Source organism: Paenibacillus favisporus (genome assembly GCF_040545415.1).
In the GTDB taxonomy this organism is placed as follows: Bacteria; Bacillota; Bacilli; order Paenibacillales; family Paenibacillaceae; genus Paenibacillus_AQ; species Paenibacillus_AQ favisporus.
This window is the reverse complement of sequence record NZ_JBEPLV010000010.1, coordinates 101940-123655: the sequence shown is the minus strand read 5'-3', so window position 1 is coordinate 123655 and position 21716 is coordinate 101940. Positions and strand designations below refer to the sequence as shown.

Genomic DNA, 21716 nt, shown 5'->3' with positions numbered 1-21716 from the left:
CCACGCGTACCCATCCCGAACACGACCGTTAAGCCCTCCAGCGCCGATGGTACTTGGACCGAAGGGTCCTGGGAGAGTAGGACGTTGCCAAGCGGTATATTCCCTGATAGCTCAGTTGGTAGAGCACTCGACTGTTAATCGAGTTGTCACAGGTTCGAGTCCTGTTCGGGGAGCCATTTGCTCTCATAGCTCAGTAGGTAGAGTGCATCCATGGTAAGGATGAGGTCACCGGTTCGATCCCGGTTGAGAGCTCCATATTTGTGGCCCGTTGGTCAAGGGGTTAAGACACCTCCCTTTCACGGAGGTAACATGGGTTCGAATCCCATACGGGTCACTTTCTTATTTTGTTCCACATAAGGTTCGTCGGATGTACTTTCGTTGGGACAAGCTTTGCTGCCTTTAAACGAAGGAAAGATCCGGACGGGTCATCGTGTGTTTTAAAGAATACATAGTTTGCATGGAGGCTTAGCTCAGCTGGGAGAGCATCTGCCTTACAAGCAGAGGGTCGGGGGTTCGATCCCCTCAGCCTCCACCATTCATGATATGAAATACTTAAAATTGGGCAGACTATAGTTATTCGTAACTTTGGGGATTAGCCAAGCGGTAAGGCAACGGACTTTGACTCCGTCATGCATAGGTTCGAATCCTATATCCCCAGCCAGTGAGAGCCATTAGCTCAGTTGGTAGAGCACCTGACTTTTAATCAGGGTGTCGAAGGTTCGAGTCCTTCATGGCTCACCAGTTTATTTACAGGTTTTGCGCGTGTGGCGGAATTGGCAGACGCACTAGACTTAGGATCTAGCGTCTTTGACGTGGGGGTTCAAGTCCCTCCACGCGCACCATTTGTTTAATGCGGACGTGGCTCAGCGGTAGAGCATCGCCTTGCCAAGGCGAGGGTCGCGGGTTCGATTCCCGTCGTCCGCTCCATATGCGCCCTTAGCTCAGCTGGATAGAGCGTTTGACTACGAATCAAAAGGTCAGGAGTTCGAATCTCTTAGGGCGCGCCATTTAACTGTTTTACAATAGATATCGGGATGTAGCTCAGCTTGGTAGAGCACCTGGTTTGGGACCAGGGGGTCGCATGTTCGAATCGTGTCATCCCGATACGCATGCACAGCTTCGTGCAAGTCATGATTGTTTCAAGGCTTGCACGAAGATCTGCGGGTGTAGTTCAATGGTAGAACTTCAGCCTTCCAAGCTGATAGCGTGGGTTCGATTCCCATCACCCGCTCCATACATAACAACATAACGCCGAAAGGCGTTTTTTTGTTTAGAGCGATAGTGTGGGAGAGAACCTACGCAGCGTGGGTACGACCGTCCGTGCCGGCTTCATTTGAAGGAACCCGCTCAGGACGCGCGTCAACATCTACCTCTGCGGCGGGCCGAAGGCACGCTTATTTAATCGAGATGTTGAGTATTCCCATCACCCGCTCCATACATAACAACATAACGCCGAAAGGCGTTTTTTTTTGTTTAGAGCGGTTGTGTGGGAGAGAAACCATGCAGCGTGGGTGCGACCGTCCGTGCCGGCTACACTGAAGGAACCCGATCAGGACGCGCGTCAACATCTACCTCTGTGTCGGGCCGAAGATCCGCTTTTTTAATCGAGATGTTGAGTATTCCCATCACCCGCTCCATACATAAAACATAGCGCCGAAAGGCGTTTTTTTGTTTAGAGCGGTTGTGTGGGAGAGAACCTACGCAGCGTGGGTGCGACCGTCCGTGTCGGCTTCACTGAAGGAACCCGCTCAGGACGCACGTCAACATCTACCTCTGCGGCGAGCCTAAGGCCCGCTTTTAATTTGAGATGCCTTCAACGGGCTGTTATGCACGATTATAAGGTATCTCTCTGAGGTTTTACCTGATTGCCTCTATAACCGCCTTATTTGCCCCTCTAGCCCTTTTAAATGGAGGGTTAATAACCACACAATTGCATTCTTAAAAATCTTTATTATGCCGAGCTAAGCGAGCTAAAAACAATCTAATATTGGGTATGCCCATGATTCCTTTATATGTGTGTTCTATATTGATCAATGAACTAACATCTATATGAACAAGAGAGTACAGTCAAATCAACTGCTGTAATGAAAAGGTCAAAAGAAATTTTCCGTTGAATTAACCTCATGTTAAATATTAACGAGATGATTTGTTTAAAGAGTTAACTTATGTGGTAAATAGTGGATGAAGCATCTGGGCTATGCATAAATAAACTCAATGCGGTATTTTATTTAGAATGAAAAGCACCGTATTATCCATAACATCTGGTAAAACATATGTCAGGAATTAGGCATGACTGAATGAAAATACATATTTTACATCGTGTTTTTACGCGAAAATCTGCGCTTTATTTAATAAAAGTGCAGATTTTCGATGTGATTTATTGTATGATGTTAAGAAAGTATGAACAAAGAGAAAGCAATACAGACGGGATAGAGACGGGAGGAGTAGCATGACTGAACTTACGGTAACCGCGAACAAAAGCAATTCAAACAACTTGCTGCGGCGTGACGTGCGATTCTTGGGGAACATACTCGGGGAAGTGCTTGTCCATCAAGGGGGCAATGAACTCTTAGATATCGTTGAGAAGATCCGTGAAACAAGCAAATCTTTACGTTCTGTTTTTTTGCCTGAATTGTATGAAGAATTCAAAAAGATGGTTGAAACCCTTGAGCCGGATATTCGCCATCAGGTGATTCGTGCTTTTGCGATTTACTTCCAGCTTGTGAATATCGCCGAGCAAAATCATCGGATCCGCAGAAAACGGGACTATGAGCGCTCAGCTGGAGAAAGTGTTCAGCCCGATTCGATCGAGATGGCCATCAAGGAACTGAAAGAGCGGAACTTTACGGTCGAAGAAGTTCAGGACATTATTGAGAGCCTGTCTTTGGAACTGGTAATGACCGCCCATCCGACGGAAGCTATGCGCAGAGCGATTCTGGATATTCATAAACGGATTTCCGAAGATGTCATGCTGCTGGACAATCCGACTCTTACGTTCCGCGAGCGTGAACAGCTTCGGGAGAAGCTGCTGAACGAAGTCATTACGCTGTGGCAGACGGATGAGCTTAGAGCCCGTAAGCCTACGGTACTGGATGAGGTCCGGAACGGAATGTATTACTTCCATGAGACGCTGTTCCACGTTCTGCCTGACGTCTATCAGGAATTGGAACGCTGCTTGACCAAGTATTATCCGGGACACCTCTGGCACGTGCCTACGTACCTGAAATTCGGCTCATGGATCGGCGGCGACCGTGACGGTAACCCATCTGTGACGGCCGAAATCACTTCGCAGACGCTTCGTATGCAGCGCAAGCTGGCTATTCGGGAATATCAGCGCATTTTAGTTGAATATATGCAGTATTTGAGCTTCAGCACTTCCATAGTAGAAGTTTCCAAGGAACTTCAGGATTCCATTGAACGGGACCGTGCAAATGTAACCGTTACAAAAAGGGATATTTGGAACAATGCGAAGGAACCATACCGTATCAAACTGGTTTACATGATGGAGAAAATCGCGAACGTTCTGGACGACAGTAAAAAAGGAACAGCCGAGTCCTACGCTTCGCCAGCGGAGTTTATCGAAGACCTGAGCATTATTGACCGCAGTCTTCGCTTCCATTTTGCGGACTATGTAGCAGATACTTATATCAAGAAGCTGATTCGCCAGGTGGAGCTGTTTGGTTTCCATACGGCGGCGCTGGATATCCGTCAGCACAGCCAGGAACATGAGAATGCGATGAAAGAGGTCCTGGAGAAGAGCAACATTACGCCGGACTATGCAGCGCTTTCCGAAGAGGAGAAGATTGAGCTGCTCACGAAGCTGCTGAGCGAACCGAGACCGATCTCGTCGGTATATCAGGACTACAGCCCAAGTACTAAAGAGTGCCTGGATGTATTCCGGGTAGTCAAGGAAGCACAGCAGGATTACGGCAAGGATTGCATTACCAGCTACCTGATCAGTATGGCTGAAGGAGCCAGTGACATTATGGAAGTCATGGTCTTCGCCAAAGAAGTCGGGCTGTTCCGGCAAGTTCCGGATGGTACCGTAGAATGTACATTGCAGGCGGTTCCGCTGTTCGAGACCATAGAGGACCTGCACGCCGCTCCGGAAATTATGAGACGGCTTTTCAAACTGCCGATTTATCGTCAGAGCATTACGGCCCGGAACGACCTTCAGGAAATTATGCTGGGTTACTCCGACAGCAACAAGGACGGCGGCGCGGTTACAGCCAACTGGGAACTGCGGGTTGCTCTGAAAGAGCTGACGGCTGTCGCCAGCGAGTTCGGCATCAAGCTGAAATTTTTCCACGGACGCGGCGGATCGTTGGGTCGCGGCGGCATGCCGCTGAATCGCAGCATTCTGGCTCAGCCTGCTTCTACCATCGGCGGAGGCATCAAGATCACCGAGCAGGGTGAAGTCATTTCCTCGCGCTATTCGCTGAAGGGCATTGCTTACCGCAGTTTGGAACAAGCAACATCGGCGCTGGTGACGGCAGCAATCAACGCGCGTTCGCCGGAAAAGGATGACGTAAACGAAGCCCAATGGGATGAGATCGTGCGCGAGATGTCCGAGGTTTCCCGGAATAAGTACCAGGATCTGATCTTCCGTGATCCGGATTTCTTGGCATTCTTCAAGGAATCCACGCCGCTTCCTGAAGTCGGAGAGCTGAACATCGGCTCGCGTCCTTCCAAGCGAAAGAATACCGACCGTTTTGAAGATCTGCGCGCCATTCCGTGGGTGTTCTCGTGGACCCAGAGCCGTTACCTGCTTCCTGCATGGTACGCCGCGGGTACAGGCCTTCAGAGCTTTTATCAGAACAAGGAAGAGAATCTGAAGGTGATGCAGGAGATGTACGAGAAGTTCTCCTTCTTCACTTCATTGATCGATTCCCTTCAAATGGCGATCGCCAAGGCGGATATGGTCATTGCCAAGGAATACGCCGGCATGGCCCGCAACGATGAGGCACGCCGCCGTATTTTCGGACTGATTGAGGAAGAGTTCAAGCTGACATCAGAGCTGATTTTGAAAATTACAGGACAAAAAGAAATTCTGGATAATGTGCCTGTCATTCAGGAATCGATCCGCCTCCGCAATCCTTATGTGGATCCGCTCAGCTATTTGCAGGTACAGCTGCTCAGCGAGCTCCGCGGACTGCGCGAACAGGATGAGGATAATGCAGAATTGCTGCGTGAGGTTCTGCTCACGATCAACGGCATTGCCTCGGGACTCCGGAACACAGGCTGATGATACGATTACTTCAATAAGCATCCCTGAAGCCAGAATAGGAAAGCTCAGTGCCTGAACCCCAGGTGCTGCGGCTTTCCTATTGTTCTGTTATACGGCTTGTCTTGCTTTTTAGAGAGACTTCATTTACGATTTGAATGGAAAAATAAATTGTTGTCGTACCCATCAGCAAGTCTGGGGGAATCTTGATGGAAAATATAGAAAACCGGCTGACAAAACTGGCTCTGAAAGGAGACCAGCGGGCGTTTGCCGAAATTGTGGAACTGTACAAGGACAAAATTTATCATTTGGCTTACAGGATGCTGAACAACCGCCACGAAGCGGAGGATGTCGTTCAGGAGACTTTTTTACGCGTATATAAAAATTTGGACAGGTATGACCAGAATCAGAAATTCTCCACCTGGATTTACCGCATTGGAACCAATTTATGCATCGACCGGCTGAGGAAAAGGAAACCGACCTATTCCCTCGATGCCGAGATGAACGACCAGGAAGGTATGGACGGGTATTCGATGATTCCAAGCGATAACCGGACGCCTGAGAGCGAGACGCTGATCTCGGAGACGCAGCAGATCATTTACGAAGCGATCGAGAGCCTTCCGGCGAAGTATAAGTCGGTCATGGTCCTCCGGTATTTGCAGGATTTGTCCTTGCAGGAAATCAGCGATGTGCTGGGAATGCCCGTAACAACGATTAAAACGAGGGTGCACCGGGGTCGCGAATTTTTGCGCAAAAAATTAGAGCCCAAATTATAGAAAACGAGCTTCGGTTTTGAAACTTCTTCAGAACCTGTACGTATTACAAATGAAACTGACCTGTGCCCCTGAACCGGGGAGATTGAATACATTCATATTAATGAAAGGATTGGCTCAGAATGGATTGCAAATTAGCCGTCTCTTTAATGCATGATTATTTAGATGACGACTTGTCCAAGGAGCAGCAGTTGGAGCTTAAGACCCATATGCTGTCCTGCCCTGACTGTCGGATGCAGTTTAAAGAGCTGGAACAGACGGATATGCTGATGTACTCACTGACGCACCATACGCCGTCTGCATCTCTTGAGCTGACTGAGCGGATCATGAATTCTCTCCCGAAGCAGAAGAAGCAGCAGCTATGGCTTACATGGGTCAAGAGACATCCGGCCATTACAGCCGCGGCTATATTTGTCTTAGTGATGCTGTTTAGTACCGTGAGCTTCTGGGATCAGGATACCCAACTGGTGGTTAAAGGCAGTGATCTGGATCAAGTTGTCATTGAAGGGAACACGGTCATTGTGCCTGAGGGCAAGAGTATTGCAGGCAATTTGACGGTAGAAAATGGAAAGACTCAGATCTATGGTGACGTCCAAGGTAATTTGACGGTCATCGATGGATCGCTGTACCAAGCCTCAACCGCCCATATTTCGGGTCAGGTGAAGAGCATTGATCAGGCGATGGACTGGATATGGTATAAAATCACAAACATGTTCTCTGATGTCGCCTATCGTTAGTAAATCTTGATATTTGTGGATATTGGCGCCTCTTTGGGACAAAGCAGGCGTCTTTTTTGTTGGCAATATTTATAAATGGTTCCAATTTAAAACCGCGGCCGCTTGCAACCTGAAGGTGTACGTTATAACCTAGGTAATATAGGGGAAATTAAATGACATAGAGACCCATCATCATGAAGGGGAGTATGGGGGCCTAAGTATGAGTTATTTTGCGGACTTAACGTGGAAAGAGTCCATTAAAGATATCATTGACATCGCCATCGTTACATATATCATTTATCAGGTCATTTTGCTTGTCAGGGGGACCCGGGCGGTTCAGCTGTTGAAAGGGATTTTGTTCCTGGTCATCATCTGGGCGCTCAGTACATGGTTTGATCTGTACACCCTTAAATGGCTTATGAATCAGATATTTAACTTTGGCATTTTGGCGATCTTTATCATCTTTCAGCCTGAGCTCCGGCGGGCGCTGGAGCAGTTGGGGCGGGGTAAGCTGTTTGGCCGCTCATCGGCGGAGGATGAACAGCTCAATAAGTTGATCGGCGAAGTCATTAAGGCCGTGAACTATTTGGCTCGCAGAAAGATCGGAGCGTTAATCGTATTTGAACGGGAGACAGGTCTCAATGAATATACGGAGTCCGGGATTCCTATGCAGTCCATGGTGAGCTCCCAGCTGCTCATTAACATTTTTATACCGAATACACCTCTCCATGACGGTGCCGTGATCATTCAGAACCAGCAGATCGCCGCTGCAGCCTGCTATTTGCCGCTGTCCGAGAATCCTTTTATCAGCAAGGAGCTGGGCACCCGGCACCGGGCGGCCATCGGGATCAGTGAAGTAGGGGATGCGGTGTCCATCGTCGTATCGGAGGAAACCGGACAAATATCGTTGGCTATTAACGGTCAGGTCGTTCGTGATATTAAAGAAGAATCCTTAATATCGAAACTGTATGAAGAGCTCCGTCCAAATTCCTCTGCGAAAGAAAAACGTCCTGTTTTCTGGAAGCGGAAGGGGAATGATAATCATGAATAAGTGGATCAATAACAACAATATTTCGAAAGTGCTGGCGCTTGCCGTAAGTATTTTGCTCTGGAGCATGGTTCATTTGAACGATGTGACGCCTACGCCTACCGCTAAAATTGATTCACGGATCATTGATAATGTGAAGGTACAGGCTTTTGGACTGGATGAGAAGAAGTATATTCTGAGCGCCATGGACACGGATCAGGTTCAGCTTGAGGTCAAAGGAAAAAAGTCGGACCTGCTCTCGATGTACTCAGAAGATTATAAAGTAAGGCTGGACCTGAGCAAAGCCAAAGTAGGCACCAGCACGCTGCCGCTGACCGTAGACGTTCCTTCGGGAATTGAGGTGGTCAACGTTCAGCCGTCAACCGTGACTGTCAATATTGAAAAGAGGGATACATCGTCTTTCCCGGTATCGATCGTGACGAGCGGGGAGCCGGCAGCTGGTTATCAGATGGGCAGCATTACGATGGAACCGGCTACGGTGTCTGTTACGCTGCCTGAAAGCGACCTGAAAAGGGTCGATAAGATTCAAGGATCGGTATCCATTGATGGCGAAGACGCAACGATTAAGGAAAAGCGGGTGAAGCTGACTGCGTTGGACAAGCAGGGGAAGGAAATTGAGGGGGCGGTAATTGAGCCGTCAACCATCTCCGTAGTCGTACCGATAACGCCGCCATACAAAGAGGTGCCGATCGAACTGCACTATTCCGGCCAACTGCCTGACGGCCTCGTGATTTCCAAGGCTCAGCCAAGCGTAACTACCGTGAAGCTGTACGGTTCTCAAGATGCGCTTGCGGGAATAAAGTCCTATAATGACGTCGATGTGGACTTGGGGCAAATCAAGGAAGCGGGAACAATGGTACTTCCTGTGGACTTGACGCCGCCGCAGGGTTTTGAGAAAATCGAGCCGAGCTCTATGGAGGTTGAAATCACCACGGTATCCAACTCCCAACGGGTGATTGACGACATTCCGATTAAGATCAGCGGGGCCGGCTCTGACGTGCAGGCCGCGATCAAGAGCCCGGCAAGCGGCACCATGTCGCTTAAGCTGAGCGGCGCCCCTGGACTGCTGAACAGCCTGACAAAGGATGACATTCAGCTCATCGCCAGCGTTGGTAACCTGAAGCCCGGTACGCATCAGGTGAACCTGCAGGTGGTCCTCCCACGCTATGTTTCGCGGGTGGATCAGGGAAATGCGCTAACGGCCACCATAGAGATCAAGGATAATGCTGCGGCAACGTCGACCCAGCCGGACTCGAAGCCTGAAGATAACAGCAAGGGAACAACCGACAACAGCAATAAAGGAACAGGCGGCAATTCAGGGTCCGAGACGGATTCGACGAACGTGGATGAGACAGACAACAATGGAACGGCGGGCGACACCACGCCGCCGGAAGGGCAGGAGCCACAGACAGATACCGGCTCACCCTGATCTGAACGAACACATATAGTAACTAGAGATGCACTCAAAAAGGAGATCAATTATGGGGAAATATTTTGGAACTGATGGAGTACGCGGTGTTGCCAATAAAGAACTGACGGCCGAAATGGCTTACAGCATTGGGCGCTGCGGCGGTTATGTGTTGACCGGGGACGTGGAGAAACCTACGGTTGTCATTGGAATGGATACCCGGATTTCGGGAGTTATGCTGGAATCGGCACTGGTTGCGGGTCTGCTGTCCATCGGGGCGCATGTTATCCGTGTAGGTGTTGTTTCTACACCAGCGGTGGCGTATATTACACGGTTGTTAAAGGCGGACGCCGGCGTTATGATTTCGGCTTCCCACAATCCGGTCGAAGATAACGGCATTAAGTTCTTCGGCGGGGATGGCTTCAAGCTGTCCGACGAGACCGAACTGAAAATCGAAGAGCTGATGGACGCAGCCGAAGATACGCTTCCGCGTCCGATTGGCAAGGATCTGGGCAATGTTATTGTCGATAATGAATCGAAATATAAATATTTGGAGTATTTGAAAACGACGATTTCCCACAGTTTTGACGGGCTGAAGATCGTACTCGACTGTGCCAACGGCGCCGCTTACGAGCTGGCTCCTAAGCTGTTTGAGGAACTTGGCGCAGAAGTGGTTACGATCGGCACCGAGCCGAACGGGTTGAACATCAATGACCACTGCGGATCCACTCACCCGGAAAAGCTGAGAGAAGAAGTGCTGAAAGCCAAAGCCGACCTGGGTCTTGCCTTTGATGGCGACGCGGACCGTCTGATCGCGATTGACGATCAGGGCGAGGAAGTCGACGGCGATTTCATCCTCTGCATTTGCGGCGACGCTATGAACAAGCAGGGTAAGCTGAACAACGGCACGATCGTATCGACCGTCATGAGCAACATTGGTTTTTATAAGGCGACCGAGAAGCTGGCGCTGAAAACGGCCAAGACGGCTGTCGGCGACCGTTATGTGATGGAGGAAATGCGTAAAGGCGGCTATAACTTGGGCGGAGAGCAGTCCGGCCATGTTATTTTCTTGGACTACAATACGACCGGTGACGGCATTCTGACCGCGATCCAGCTGGTGGATACGATTCAGGCTTCGGGCAAAAAGCTGAGCGAGCTGAGAACGATGATGCGCAAGTACCCTCAGGTGTTGGTAAACGTACGGGTAGAGGACAAGAGCAAGTATGAAGGTAATGCGGCCATTAAGGATGCTATTCAAGCCGTTGAGGGGATCCTTGGGGATAACGGCCGGGTACTGGTTCGTCCTTCCGGCACGGAATCGCTGATCCGCGTCATGGCTGAAGGTCCTAATAAGGAGGACCTGGATCAGTACGTCTCCCAAATCGTCGATGTGGTGAAACGGGAACTAGTATAGCAGGTAAATGTTGGTTTTTTTATAAAATAAAGCATAAATGCCATAGGCCGGTGAGACTAGAATTGCGGTTTCACCGGCTTTTTTACTGGGTATATAACGGGGGCTTGCGATTTGGGGCTATCAGCCCGATTGCAAAACGGAGATGACATGAATATAATTAGTAAATGTCATTACGAAACAGAAAGCGAGGGTCGTGAGGTTAGCAACAATAGCGCCAGAACTTGAGCTTGCGCGGGGAAGAATCGGAAGGAGCACGACGCTTCGGATTCACGGCAGCATCAAGTTGACGAGGTGGAGGTGTTCGAAATGTTCGGCGGGGACCTCCCGGTGATACACCACAGCCGTAAACTCGAAACGGAAAATGAACGGGCGACCGTTCACACAACGTTTCCAGTGGGTGTTAGAAAATAGTGATCATTTTTCATGAGTGTGCGGGCAAGCGCATAAGAGATGCGGAGATGCTAGGATGTACATTCGTGAATGCACCTTGTATAACTGAATACAATGTTCGTTTTCCTGTACATTCTGGCACCATGCTGCACCTTTATGCTCCCGTACTCTTCTAAAACCCAATTCGAAGAAGTGAACGGAGGATATTAACTATGTGTGGTATTGTCGGATATATTGGTAATAAGGATACGCAAGCGGTATTGATCGAGGGTCTGAAGAAGCTGGAGTACCGCGGGTACGATTCTGCGGGTATTGCCGTGTTCACCAACCAGGGACTGCAAATTGCCAAGGCTCAAGGACGTTTGGCCAATCTGGAGTCCAAGCTGGAAGGAACACCGCTGGTGGGAAGTGCCGGCATCGGGCATACGCGCTGGGCTACTCATGGCAAGCCATCGGACGTGAACTCTCATCCGCATACGGACAACAGCCATAAATTTTCGGTCGTGCACAACGGCATTGTCGAAAATTATCTGGAGCTGAAGGATGAGCTGATCAGCCAGGGACATCATTTCGTGTCGGAAACCGATACAGAGGTGATTTCCCACCTGATTGCCCGCGAATACGACGGCGATATCGTCAAAGCGGTTCAGAAGGCCATCGGTTATATGCGCGGCGCCTTTGCCCTCGGTGTATTGACCGAGTACGAACCGGATAAACTCGTGGCTGTGCGTCAAGCAAGCCCGCTGATTATCGGGATTGGCGAAGGAGAGAACTTCATCGGATCGGATATTCCGGCAATTCTTCAATATACGCGTAAAGTATATATTTTGAATGACGGTGAGATGGCCGTATTGACGCAGGATTCTGTCGAATTGATGACCATTGAGGGGAATTTTATTTCTCGGGAAATGATTCATGTCGACTGGGATGCAGTGACGGCGGAAAAAGGCGGCTTTGAGCATTTCATGCTGAAAGAGATCCATGAGCAGCCGAAAGCTTATCGCGACACGATGCGTGGACGGATTGACGAGTCGGGTAAAAAGGTAGTTCTGCCAGAGCTGAAGCTGACGGCCGATCAGATCAAAAATATCCGCAACATTCAAATCATTGCCTGCGGTACAGCATACCATGCAGGTCTCGTGGGACGCAGCGCGATTGAATCGCTGGTGCGCATTCCGGTAGAGACGGACGTTGCGTCGGAATACCGTTACCGCTCTCCAATCGTAACGCCGGAAACGCTGGTCATCGTCGTCAGCCAATCCGGTGAAACGGCGGATACGCTCGCTGCGATGCGTGAAGCCAAAGCAAACGGCGCACACGTACTGGCCATCACCAACGTGGTAGGCAGCTCGATCGCCCGTGACGCCGACGACGTCATCGTGACGCTGGCCGGCCCGGAAATTGCCGTAGCGTCCACTAAGGCATATACGTCGCAGCTGATCGCGTTCTATCTGCTGGCGCTGTACCTCGCCGAGGTTCGCGGCACGCAGACGCCGGAAGCGGTGGCTCAGATCGTAGCTGCTATGCAGGCTCTGCCGGAGCAGGTGGAAAGCATGCTGGCCAAGCCGGATGCCATTAAAGCCTATGCAGAGCATATTTCCAAGCATGAGCACTTATTCTTTATCGGTCGCGGACTGGACTACGCGGTAGCGCAGGAAGGTTCGCTGAAATTGAAAGAAATCTCTTATATTCACTCCGAAGCGTACGCAGCGGGTGAACTGAAGCACGGTACGCTGGCGCTGATCGAGGAAGGCATTCCTGTTATTGCCCTGGCAACCCAGGAAGCCGTTCTGGAGAAAACGGTCAGCAACATCAAGGAAGTGAACGCACGCGGCGCGGACATCATGGCGATTACCCATGAAGAAAATGTCGCAGGTCTGCTGAAGTCGGTAGACCAGGCGTTTGCGATTCCGAAGACGCTGCCGCTGCTGACGCCGGCTCTGTCGGTTGTGCCGCTGCAGCTGCTGTCCTACTACGCATCGCTTGCCAGAGGCAACGACGTCGACAAGCCGCGGAATTTGGCGAAAAGCGTAACGGTGGAGTAAGGGTAGTAAAAGGATTGTCGACACGACACGTGAACGCGTTAAATTAAATATGTAACTGAAGGATTAACGTTGTAACTGATAAAAGAAGTATGCAACCGAATAATATTGATTGTAACTTCTTAAGCAATTACAAAGGAGCTCAGATTAGTCTGAGCTCCTTTTTTGTTTAATCAAAAAAATCAGAGGTTTTAATAAGAGTAAAACCAGATTTCCTTGTTGGAGATGCCGCCTTTAGGGCTTGAACTGCCTTTCAAAAGCCTATTGTCGCTTTCAAAGGAAAGGTTATACCTCGGATACAAATGGTCCTCTTACGAGGCATAAAACGGGCTTACGGCCAATCTGAGAATCTTGTTGTACCCGTCCATGATACTGAGAATTAGAGGCCTATGACCGTCAACTTACATCTGCAGAGCTAGACTCGCTAACCGTTGTGAAATCTTCGCAAACACCACCTGAAGCAGCTATCCCGCCTTTGTATCTCTTCGATTCCTCCCCATATGTAGCAATCGAGTTGTCCGAAACGTATGATCTGGTCAAACAAATCCTCCCCAGCCCCTTAGATATAGGGCACGACTCCGTATGCTGGACTCAGCAAGCTGAGGCCCACTAAGGATTACTTTTCGCTCCATCAGCCGTAGCCGAAGAAGGTCCCTTCCTTTGAACTGAAGGATGTCAAAGATAACGAATGTAACCGGCAGCGATTGGCACAGGCGAGCGATCTTATCATGCTTTCCTGCTTTGAATCTAGCGCTGCCAGCATCAATATCAGGGTCCGCGTACGCGACCTCGCGTTTTCCCAGAGGATGTATTCCTGTTTCTCTAGCTCCCTCAGTGGCTGGATATAAACGCTATGGTTAGCGATCTCAGGTTTTTTTAAGGTTGCTGTAAGGTTGGGATTAACACGGTGTAAGATTCGGCCTTTAAGATTGAAATTGCATTCAAGAAATTCAACTTAGGAGTGAACGGGAATGAAAAAGGGGATTATCGCTTTAGCCGTCGTTTTGACCGGTCTGGTCGGAATCGTTGTATTCTTCCAAAACATGAATTTGAACCGCCTTGGTGCACAGCAATATTATGTGCAGATTACCCAAGACGGAAAGAGAATGGAAGAGAAGTTGGACAATGGAGAGAAGGTTGTTAATTACGAATACAGCATGAAGGGTTTTGATTCTAACGGGAAGGAAAAAAGCCTGACCTTTACTGCATTCAAAGAACTGCGCAATGAAGCATACCTGCGGATCTATGTGAAGGGGGATAAAGTCAGCTCCTACCAGGAGGTGCAGTCCGCGGAACTGCCCGAGGAGGCAGGCCGGAAGCTGGAGACTGTCGTGAAATAGGTACCTGCGCTACCTGAGAGCTTCACAAATAAACATCAATCTTATTTTTGGATCAAGGGAGAGAAACCGATGAAAAGAACTGCTTTTAACACCGTATCCCAAAAAACACTGGCTTATTCGCTCGCATTTACGCTTGCAGCTTGCCCGTTGGCAAGCGCCGGTCATGTTCTGGCCGCGCCGGCAGCGGCGTCCGCGGATTCCGTAGTGGCTGCGCAGGCGCATGACCAAGCCCAAGTCGCGTACGGAATTGACGCTAGACTCGACGAAAAAAATATGCGTATCCAAGGGAGCGAAACTGTTACCTACCGGAACATATCCAAAGATACGCTGCGGAAGATCGTCTTCCATACGTTTGCCGACGCCAACCGATCCAAAGCGACCCAAACTTCGATGTTTGAGCAAAACAACGAAGAGATCCAAAAGGAAAATCCACAGAAGAAGTCGGAAGATTTTCTTGGCGGCATCTACATTCGCAGCGCGGCAGCTGATGGACAATCTTTGGTTTTTTCAAACAGCAATCAGGCTTTGACCGTTGAATTGAAGCAGGAGCTGAAGCCTGGGGAAGCGGTGACGGTTGAAATCGGCTTTGAGGTGAAAATTCCTTTCGGCATGCAGCGCCTGTCCTACTACAAAGACATCATCAATGGCGCACATTGGTTCCCGGTCATGTCGGTCTACGACGAGAAAAAGCATGAGTGGGACAACAAGCCGTACAGCAAGACCTTTGAAACCGACTATTACGATTCATCGGATTTCGAAGTTCGTATTAACGTGCCGGAAGCTTATCAAATGCTGATGCCGGGGACGATCACCACGCAGGCGGACCCGAAAGAGCCCGGCCGGAAAGTCGTTACCGCCGTTGCCGACAACACCCGGGAGCATGCCTTTTTTGCCAGTCCGAATTATAAGGTTGAGAGCGTAACGCGTGACGGCTTGACCATTGAATATTATTATTTCGACAATATGCCGGACAAGAAAAAAATCGTGGATGAATACATCGACACCGCTTTTAAGGCTATTCAATTTTTCAGTGAAAAATACGGGAAATATCCTTACCCTGAGTTCCGGATCGCGGAGTCGTACGTAGAGGGTGTGGCGGTCGAGTTTGCCCGGGTCATCCAAATGGGGCAAATCCGGCCGAATAGCGATCCGGCGCATGATACCACATTCGTGCACGAGATTGCCCATCAATGGTTCCATGCCTTGATTGGCAACGATTCGGAGAAAGAGTCGTTTTTGGACGAAGGGTTTGCCGATTTTTCGATGGTGTATTTTGCCGAAAAACAAGGCGATGAGCTGAACGGGTTCAAATCGATCCAAATCGATGATTGGTCTTATTTAGACAAGCCGATCGCCTCAAACAATACGGAAGCGGGGGACGAGGCCAACCCGGTCTTTTATAAAAAAGGACGTCAGGCCATTTACCAGCTGTACCGCATGGTGGGCGAGGACAAATTCGATGCGTTCATACAGGAATATTTCAAGCGGTACGCGCACAAAAACGCGACGATCAGCGGGTTGCTGCACACCATCCAGGATACGCTAGGAGAAGAAGCGCGAAAGGAAATGGACAAAGCGCTGCATGATCCGCAGTTTGCTCTAATGCCCGAATACCGATTGTCTGAGGCGGAAGAAGCCGCTTATTGGCGTGAACAGTTTAAAACCTCTTACCGTTCTTCCCTGTCCCAAATTCCGAATCTTCCGGCGGAAACGATGAGCCGCATCATGGATAAGGCACTGCAGGGCGAACCGCTGACGATCGTGATGAGTGATCAGGCTGGCAGCAAAGCGAAAAAGCAGCAGCAGACGATCTTGACACAGCTTGAAGGGACGCTTGGGATCATGGGCATTCCATACGAGGTCATTTCCGATCGGCAAACACTCAAGAAAAGGCTGAAAAAGCAGCTCGGAACCAGCAATATCATCGCCATCGGCAGCGCCAAAACAAACGGACTCATCCAGGCGCTTAAACCCGGCATCATACAGAAATCGAAGGCCATCGGCTTCGACTGGAAAAGCCGGATGAACCAAACAGCTTCTTCAGGCGCTTATGTCGTCAAACATCCCTATAATCAAAATCGACTGCTGCTGCATTTTTTCTGGAACGGTGACGCCCTGAGCGACAACGCGGTCGAGCCGTTTGCGGAGCAAATGCTGAAAGCACTCAACTTTAGCACCGACTTTTATCAGTATTACGTTTTGAACAAAACAGGCCACGTCGCAACAGATAAAAAGATCACTAACCCGATCGCGAAATTTTTCGGCGAAGAATAATAATAGAGTCTCTGGCCCGTTTCAATATATGGTTATAGTAATGAAAGGGCGGGGAAGATGATGACTGAAGACCGGCGGTTTTAGCTGCCGGTCTTTTTTTTCTGCTTGCAGAAAGGAGGTCGAACCGATTGCCGCTAAATCAGAAAATACTGATCGTGAACGATAAGGATAAACAACCGGGTGCATTACGAATCGAAGGGCATCTACAAGGACATAATTAAAAAAGGAAATATGTATGATATTGCAGAAGATCTAAAGTCTTTTTAATAAAGAGGTACCAATATGTCTGTATATTTAATTCCAATAAAAATCGCATTTATTTTATTTAGTGCATTTAGCTTTTTTCTTATTATCCCTTGGTTAGTTTATAGTTACAGAAAATATGGTTATTTGAGTCTTTGGGCTTCAATAGTGGCTTATTCCTTTGCTTTTTATATGTTAACGGCTTTATTTTTAGTTCTACTGCCTCTCCCAGCTACTCGCAATACTTGTGCCCTTCAATCACCTGATACGGTGCATTATACGCTTGTCCCGTTTAATTTCGTTAGGGATATGATTAATAGTAGTTCAGTTGTTTGGTCACAGCCATCCACCTATGTTAGATTACTGACGCAAAGTGCATTTTTACAGGCGGTATTCAATTTCCTATTGTTGCTGCCACTAGGCGTTTATCTAAGGTATTTTTTCCAACAAAAACGATTTTGGAAGAGAGCACTTGGTTTTGGGTTTGCGTTATCACTTTTTTATGAGACAACACAATTAACAGGTATTTATGGGATCTATAATTGCCCCTATCGTATCTTTGATGTGGATGATCTTATATTAAATAGTACGGGTGCTTTGTTTGGATTCGTCATTGCTCCTGTCCTGCTTGCTCTATTTCCATCTCGAAAGAGCCTTATTGCTAAGGGAGAAAAAATGCAAGAAAACCCCCTTGTACCTCCTTTGTTACAATTGCTTGCTGTATTTATAGATTATCTATTGATAAAGATTAGTTGGAACCTTACAGTTGGATTTTTTACAACAAGTGGATTCGCACAATTTGTTTATACAACAACTTGCTTTTTTATTCTGTTCTTTGTAGTTCCATGTATTTGGGAGGGAAAAACAATTGGAACCAATATACTGCGTTTTAAACTAATTCACGTTGATGGAGAAGCCCCCCCGTGGCAGTCCATGCTGAAAAGGTCCTTTGCGCTATATTTACCTTTGGCACTATCATGGGTCCTAAATATATTTTCTGATGTTGAGTTAGATATAACTCTTAATCCCTATCACGCATGGATCACTATATTTATATTCGCATTTCTCATCATGATGTGGGCCGTAATATTGATCCATACTATATTCATCTTATTTAAAAGAGGGAGACGGAACTTTTACTTTGACTATGTAGCGGATTTAGTACCAAGGAAAATCAAGCGTGCTTAGGCTCCTAAATAACTGATGCCACTCCTGAATGCGTTAAATAAACCAGTTGATAAGCTTGCAAAATCCTAGGGATCCATAATTGCAAAGGATCATGATAAAGGATATTTTTCTGTAAACGAAGAAATACATAACACGCTGATCATTGGGATTACAAGAGGAGGAGGCCTGCATTTTGAATAAGAAGGACGATAAAAGGTTTCATTTCTACCATATTACATTATCAAACGGTGAAGTGCTTGAAAACATTCGAATTGAAGGTTCGCTGGAATGGAACCTTTCTGGTATCGCAGCACATCTGGTTGCCGTGGAAGATCCCGACGGAAGAAAAATTGTATTGAGCAAATATCATATTGTCAAAGCAGAACTGATAAAGGTCGAAGATTAAAAAGATGGATGTGTGTTATCTGTAAAAAAGAAACCAAGAGCTGGAATCTGCCCTTGGTTTCTTTTATTAGCTTTATCCAGCGGACGGAGCTTCTTAATATTTAACTGTTCACTACCGGAGAGCGTTTACGAAAGCCGAGGGCGGTGATGCCAATCCCGAGAAGGGAAGCGGCAATCGGAACCATCATCGCTGTACGGTAGCCATCGAGCATCGCTTGCGGTGAGTTGTCCAAACCTGTAGCGCCAATCTGCACGGCGGTCACAACCGCCAAACCGAGTGCGGCGCCAAACTGGAAGGAGGTATTCAATAACCCGCTGGCGAGCCCCTGCTCTTCTTCCGCTATTCCGTCCGTGGCGGCGATGGTTAAAGGTCCGTAAGTCAGCGAAAAGGCGAGGCCCGTCAGGATCATCGTCGGGAACATTGCTGCATAGGTCCAGTCCAAACCGATGGGAAGAAAAAGGGCGTAGGCTAACGCAGCGAGGCAGAACCCGCCGAAAATCACCGGAATATTGCCGAAACGGTTTACCAGCTTGGGGGTCAGGGTAGGTGCTAGTATGGAATCGACACCAACAGCGAGCAAGGCAAGACCCGTTTCAAGGGATGACCAGCCGCGCAGTTCTTGGAGGTAGAGCACCGTCACGAATTGGAACCCGAAAAAAGAGCCGGCAAACAACATGGCACCCAGGTTTGCCCGCACGAGTGAGCTGGCAGAAAATATGCCAAGGCGTACCAAGGGGGAAGCCGAGCGTCGTTCAATCGTTGCGAAGAGACCGAAAAGCAGGGCACTGCAGGCCAGGATTCCGGCGGTCCAGCTCCAGCCCAGGTTGGAGGATTCCACGACACCGTAAACCAGAAGCAGCATGGCCGCTGTGACGCTGACTGCTCCAGCCAGATCGAAGCCTTTGGAGGAGGCCTCCGGCCGACCAGAGGCCGGTATGAGGCGAATCGCGGCTAGAAGAATCACCAACGCTAATAGGACGGGACCGAAGAAAACCCACCGCCAGCTGATCTCACTTAAGATGCCGCCGACCACAAGACCGAGTGAAAACCCGGCTGCTGCTGTCCCGGCATAAACGAGCAATGCCTTGTTACGTGCGGTTCCCTCCGCAAAGCTTGTCGTGATGATGGATAAGCCGGCCGGAGTCATGAATGCTGCGCTAATGCCTGTAACAAACCGGGCGGTGATCAGCATCCAGCCTTCGGTCGATAATCCGCCTAGCCCGGAGAAAGCAAAGAAAACGGTGAGCCATAGCAGAAACATTTTTCGGCGCCCGAACAGGTCGGCTGCCCGGCCTCCCAGCAGCATGAAGCCGCCATACCCCAGTACATAGGCGCTGACTACCCATTGCAGCGAACCGGTCGACATGCCCAGTTCAGCACGGATCGAGGGCAGAGCCACGCCCATCATCGACACGTCGATCCCTTCCAGAAAAATGGCGCCGCACAAAACAAACAATAAGCCCCAGGAAAGCTTGCCGGAACTTTGTGACGTTTGACCGTTTGCCTTCATTCGATATGTCCTCCTCATTATGAATAATCATCCATTTCGGAACCGGCTCGATCGGGTCTGCCGATTTCCTTATTGGCACAAGGAGATTATGTATCATATAATCGAGGAACAGAAGTACGCACTTTTTTGTGTCATTTTCACCAAAAGGTAATATAGGAACCAAAAAGTACCTATTTTGATCGGGGGAAAAAGTGCCATGAAAACGAGTATGCCGCAAGCTTTTAATATACCTATAGAAGCGACCCTGGAAGTCATCGGGGGAAAATGGAAAACGCTCATTTTATGCCATTTAACTTATGGAGCGAAACGAACGAGCGAGTTGAAAAAATTGACCCCGGGCATCACGCAAAAAATGCTGACTCAACAGCTTAGAGAGTTGGAGGAGGATGGGGTCATCATCCGGACGGTATACAACCAAGTCCCGCCGAAAGTCGTTTACGAATTGAGCGAACTGGGCCAATCCCTCCGGCCGGTCATCGATGTGATGTGCAAGTGGGGGGAGCTGTACATCCAGGGATCAACCGAGAACCAGGCAAGCTTGAACATGTGATGTAAGCCGCGAAGAAAATAAAAAAAGAGCTCAGCAACCAGGCTGAACTCTTTTTTTATTCTATTTTATGATTTGCGATTGTTATGAATCCGACCAACAGACACATTTAGGATTGATAAAAATACAAAATAATGGCGGCGACCACAAGCACACAGAAAAGGGTGAAAAACGTAATTTTCCATCCGCTGCGCGGAACTTTGCCGCTGATGCTGCCCGTCTCCCCGTTGACCATATACCGATAAACCTTCTCCTTGTACGTGTAAGAGGCATTCCAAAGCGGCAGCAGGATATGCTTGTAGGTCTGCTCGGAGTATTGGGTATCGATGCTGAGGTTGCGCAGTTCGTCCCCGCCGATTTGCCGGCGTATCGAATCTTCCAGGCTGTCGTCCATTCGGGATACCGCGTCGCTCCAACCTTCACGCAGGGGCACGGTGTACCTTTCCGCCACAAAACCGCTTAAATATTCAGGCTTGTATGGCCGAAGGTCCTCCAGGCTGAAATCGTCAAACTGCTCCATCAGGCGGGTGTCGTGCTGTTTGGAAGCAGGAACAAGCACATCGTTGAAAAATCGCTCGTAAGAGCCGGAAGTCCAGTGCCACACGGTGTACCGAACCTGCTCCTCGTACGTCTCTGTTTTCCCGTCAACAGTCCGGGTACGCGTCTCCGTGCGGTAATGATAGGTACCAACCTCTGCCGAATAGTCGGAATCGGTCTGGGCATCAAAGGTCCAGAAGGGGACATAAATGCCGGAAACCGTCGAGCGGGTCTGCTGCTTTTTGAAAGCGCCCGGCACGAACCATTTTTTCTTCTTCCACTTCAGGAACAGGGCGTTCGCCTCATCCTTCGAGATGTGAAAGGGGATGATGGATTCGGGCCGTATGCTGTCCGGATCCCCTTGGGGCAGTACCTTGGGGGAACCGCAAAATGCGCATAGAGCCGCCGTCTGCGCGGCAGGCAGGAGCATCTGGGCCCCGCAGTTCTCGCATTGGAACGCCTGCTGCTCGGTCCCCCAGTCTTTCAAGGCCTGGTCTTGTTCATCCGCAAAATCCAGCTCATATTCGGTGGGCTCGGACGGATAACGGGGCTGTTCAATGGGAGCCAGGCTTCCGCAATACGTGCATTTCATCTGCTGGGTTTCGGTATCAAAAATCATTTGCGCCCCGCACCCCGAGCAGGGGAAACGGATCGGTGCTTCGACGGACATAAGCGCT

The 21716-nt window shown here is 49.1% G+C and carries 14 protein-coding genes, 11 tRNA genes and 1 rRNA gene; 24 read left to right on the top strand and 2 right to left on the bottom strand.

The window, feature by feature from the left end:
* From rrf to ABID47_RS32450, 23 genes are all read left to right on the top strand, one after another.
* Positions 1-93 (top strand): 5S ribosomal RNA (gene rrf / locus ABID47_RS32560); the annotation flags it as partial.
* Between the two features lie 7 nt (positions 94-100).
* Positions 101-176 (top strand) — tRNA-Asn (locus tag ABID47_RS32555).
* Between the two features lie 3 nt (positions 177-179).
* A tRNA-Thr gene (locus ABID47_RS32550) sits at positions 180-255 on the top strand.
* Positions 256-262: 7 nt separating this feature from the next.
* A tRNA-Glu gene (locus ABID47_RS32545) sits at positions 263-334 on the top strand.
* Between the two features lie 125 nt (positions 335-459).
* A tRNA-Val gene (locus ABID47_RS32540) sits at positions 460-535 on the top strand.
* Positions 536-586: 51 nt separating this feature from the next.
* Positions 587-661 (top strand) — tRNA-Gln (locus ABID47_RS32535).
* Between the two features lie 4 nt (positions 662-665).
* Positions 666-741 (top strand) — tRNA-Lys (locus ABID47_RS32530).
* Positions 742-758: 17 nt separating this feature from the next.
* Positions 759-842, top strand: a tRNA-Leu gene (locus ABID47_RS32525).
* 10 nt (positions 843-852) lie between these two features.
* A tRNA-Gly gene (locus ABID47_RS32520) sits at positions 853-927 on the top strand.
* A gap of 3 nt (positions 928-930) precedes the next feature.
* Positions 931-1007: transfer RNA gene (locus ABID47_RS32515), tRNA-Arg, on the top strand.
* Positions 1008-1030: 23 nt separating this feature from the next.
* A tRNA-Pro gene (locus ABID47_RS32510) sits at positions 1031-1104 on the top strand.
* 56 nt (positions 1105-1160) lie between these two features.
* A tRNA-Gly gene (locus tag ABID47_RS32505) sits at positions 1161-1234 on the top strand.
* A 1215-nt stretch (positions 1235-2449) separates the two neighbouring features.
* Positions 2450-5245 (top strand): phosphoenolpyruvate carboxylase, encoded by a 2796-nt coding sequence (gene ppc, locus ABID47_RS32500; RefSeq protein ID WP_116234364.1) that lies wholly within the window; start codon positions 2450-2452, stop codon positions 5243-5245.
* Positions 5246-5433: 188 nt separating this feature from the next.
* Entirely contained in the window at positions 5434-6000 is a 567-nt protein-coding gene (gene sigW, locus ABID47_RS32495) for an RNA polymerase sigma factor SigW (RefSeq protein ID WP_076176256.1), read from the top strand.
* Positions 6001-6119: 119 nt separating this feature from the next.
* A complete protein-coding gene (locus tag ABID47_RS32490) occupies positions 6120-6734 on the top strand; it encodes a zf-HC2 domain-containing protein (protein WP_076176254.1) in 615 nt (204 codons plus the stop codon).
* A 199-nt stretch (positions 6735-6933) separates the two neighbouring features.
* Complete coding sequence (cdaA, locus tag ABID47_RS32485) at positions 6934-7764, top strand: diadenylate cyclase CdaA (protein ID WP_076176252.1); 831 nt, start codon at positions 6934-6936, stop codon at positions 7762-7764.
* A complete protein-coding gene (locus tag ABID47_RS32480; RefSeq protein ID WP_167527169.1) occupies positions 7757-9190 on the top strand; it encodes a CdaR family protein in 1434 nt (477 codons plus the stop codon). The genes cdaA and ABID47_RS32480 overlap by 8 nt, the downstream gene beginning before the upstream one ends.
* Before the next feature lie 52 nt (positions 9191-9242).
* Positions 9243-10583 carry a phosphoglucosamine mutase gene (gene glmM / locus ABID47_RS32475; protein WP_105445344.1) on the top strand — a complete coding sequence of 447 codons (1341 nt, stop codon included), beginning with the start codon at positions 9243-9245 and terminating at the stop codon, positions 10581-10583.
* 602 nt (positions 10584-11185) lie between these two features.
* On the top strand, positions 11186-13018 hold the full coding sequence (gene glmS, locus ABID47_RS32470; RefSeq protein WP_116234366.1) for a glutamine--fructose-6-phosphate transaminase (isomerizing): 1833 nt from the start codon (positions 11186-11188) through the stop codon (positions 13016-13018).
* 968 nt (positions 13019-13986) lie between these two features.
* Positions 13987-14355, top strand: a complete 369-nt coding sequence (locus ABID47_RS32465) for a YxeA family protein (protein WP_354503261.1) — start codon at positions 13987-13989, stop codon at positions 14353-14355.
* A gap of 69 nt (positions 14356-14424) precedes the next feature.
* On the top strand, positions 14425-16629 hold the full coding sequence (locus ABID47_RS32460) for a M1 family metallopeptidase (protein WP_354503258.1): 2205 nt from the start codon (positions 14425-14427) through the stop codon (positions 16627-16629).
* A 282-nt stretch (positions 16630-16911) separates the two neighbouring features.
* Positions 16912-18060 carry a VanZ family protein gene (locus ABID47_RS32455; protein WP_354503256.1) on the top strand — a complete coding sequence of 383 codons (1149 nt, stop codon included), beginning with the start codon at positions 16912-16914 and terminating at the stop codon, positions 18058-18060.
* Between the two features lie 172 nt (positions 18061-18232).
* Positions 18233-18445, top strand: a complete 213-nt coding sequence (locus ABID47_RS32450) for a hypothetical protein (RefSeq protein ID WP_354503254.1) — start codon at positions 18233-18235, stop codon at positions 18443-18445.
* A gap of 100 nt (positions 18446-18545) precedes the next feature.
* Here the strand turns inward: ABID47_RS32450 and ABID47_RS32445 are convergent, their stop codons facing one another.
* Positions 18546-19955 (bottom strand): MFS transporter, encoded by a 1410-nt coding sequence (locus tag ABID47_RS32445; RefSeq protein ID WP_354503252.1) that lies wholly within the window; start codon positions 19953-19955, stop codon positions 18546-18548.
* A 196-nt stretch (positions 19956-20151) separates the two neighbouring features.
* On the opposite strand from ABID47_RS32445, the gene ABID47_RS32440 reads away from it, so the two are divergent.
* A complete protein-coding gene (locus tag ABID47_RS32440; RefSeq protein ID WP_354503250.1) occupies positions 20152-20505 on the top strand; it encodes a winged helix-turn-helix transcriptional regulator in 354 nt (117 codons plus the stop codon).
* 106 nt (positions 20506-20611) lie between these two features.
* Here ABID47_RS32440 and ABID47_RS32435 read toward each other — a convergent pair whose 3' ends face one another.
* The gene (locus tag ABID47_RS32435; RefSeq protein WP_354503248.1) at positions 20612-21709 is read right to left on the bottom strand and encodes a TFIIB-type zinc ribbon-containing protein; all 1098 of its coding nucleotides are present in this window, start codon (positions 21707-21709) and stop codon (positions 20612-20614) included.
* Between the last annotated feature and the right edge of the window lie 7 nt (positions 21710-21716).

Bases quoted from the DNA above. Each gene is read 5' to 3' on its own strand.
- ppc (WP_116234364.1), top strand. From the start codon at position 2,450: ATGACTGAACTTACGGTAACCGCGAACAAAAGCAATTCAAACAACTTG.
- ABID47_RS32480 (WP_167527169.1), top strand. From the start codon at position 7,757: ATGAATAAGTGGATCAATAACAACAATATTTCGAAAGTGCTGGCGCTT.
- glmS (WP_116234366.1), top strand. From the start codon at position 11,186: ATGTGTGGTATTGTCGGATATATTGGTAATAAGGATACGCAAGCGGTA.
- ABID47_RS32440 (WP_354503250.1), top strand. From the start codon at position 20,152: ATGAAAACGAGTATGCCGCAAGCTTTTAATATACCTATAGAAGCGACC.
- cdaA (WP_076176252.1), top strand. From the start codon at position 6,934: ATGAGTTATTTTGCGGACTTAACGTGGAAAGAGTCCATTAAAGATATC.
- ABID47_RS32455 (WP_354503256.1), top strand. From the start codon at position 16,912: ATGTCTGTATATTTAATTCCAATAAAAATCGCATTTATTTTATTTAGT.
- sigW (WP_076176256.1), top strand. From the start codon at position 5,434: ATGGAAAATATAGAAAACCGGCTGACAAAACTGGCTCTGAAAGGAGAC.
- ABID47_RS32490 (WP_076176254.1), top strand. From the start codon at position 6,120: ATGGATTGCAAATTAGCCGTCTCTTTAATGCATGATTATTTAGATGAC.
- ABID47_RS32465 (WP_354503261.1), top strand. From the start codon at position 13,987: ATGAAAAAGGGGATTATCGCTTTAGCCGTCGTTTTGACCGGTCTGGTC.
- ABID47_RS32460 (WP_354503258.1), top strand. From the start codon at position 14,425: ATGAAAAGAACTGCTTTTAACACCGTATCCCAAAAAACACTGGCTTAT.
- glmM (WP_105445344.1), top strand. From the start codon at position 9,243: ATGGGGAAATATTTTGGAACTGATGGAGTACGCGGTGTTGCCAATAAA.
- ABID47_RS32435 (WP_354503248.1), bottom strand. From the start codon at position 21,709: ATGTCCGTCGAAGCACCGATCCGTTTCCCCTGCTCGGGGTGCGGGGCG.
- ABID47_RS32445 (WP_354503252.1), bottom strand. From the start codon at position 19,955: ATGAAGGCAAACGGTCAAACGTCACAAAGTTCCGGCAAGCTTTCCTGG.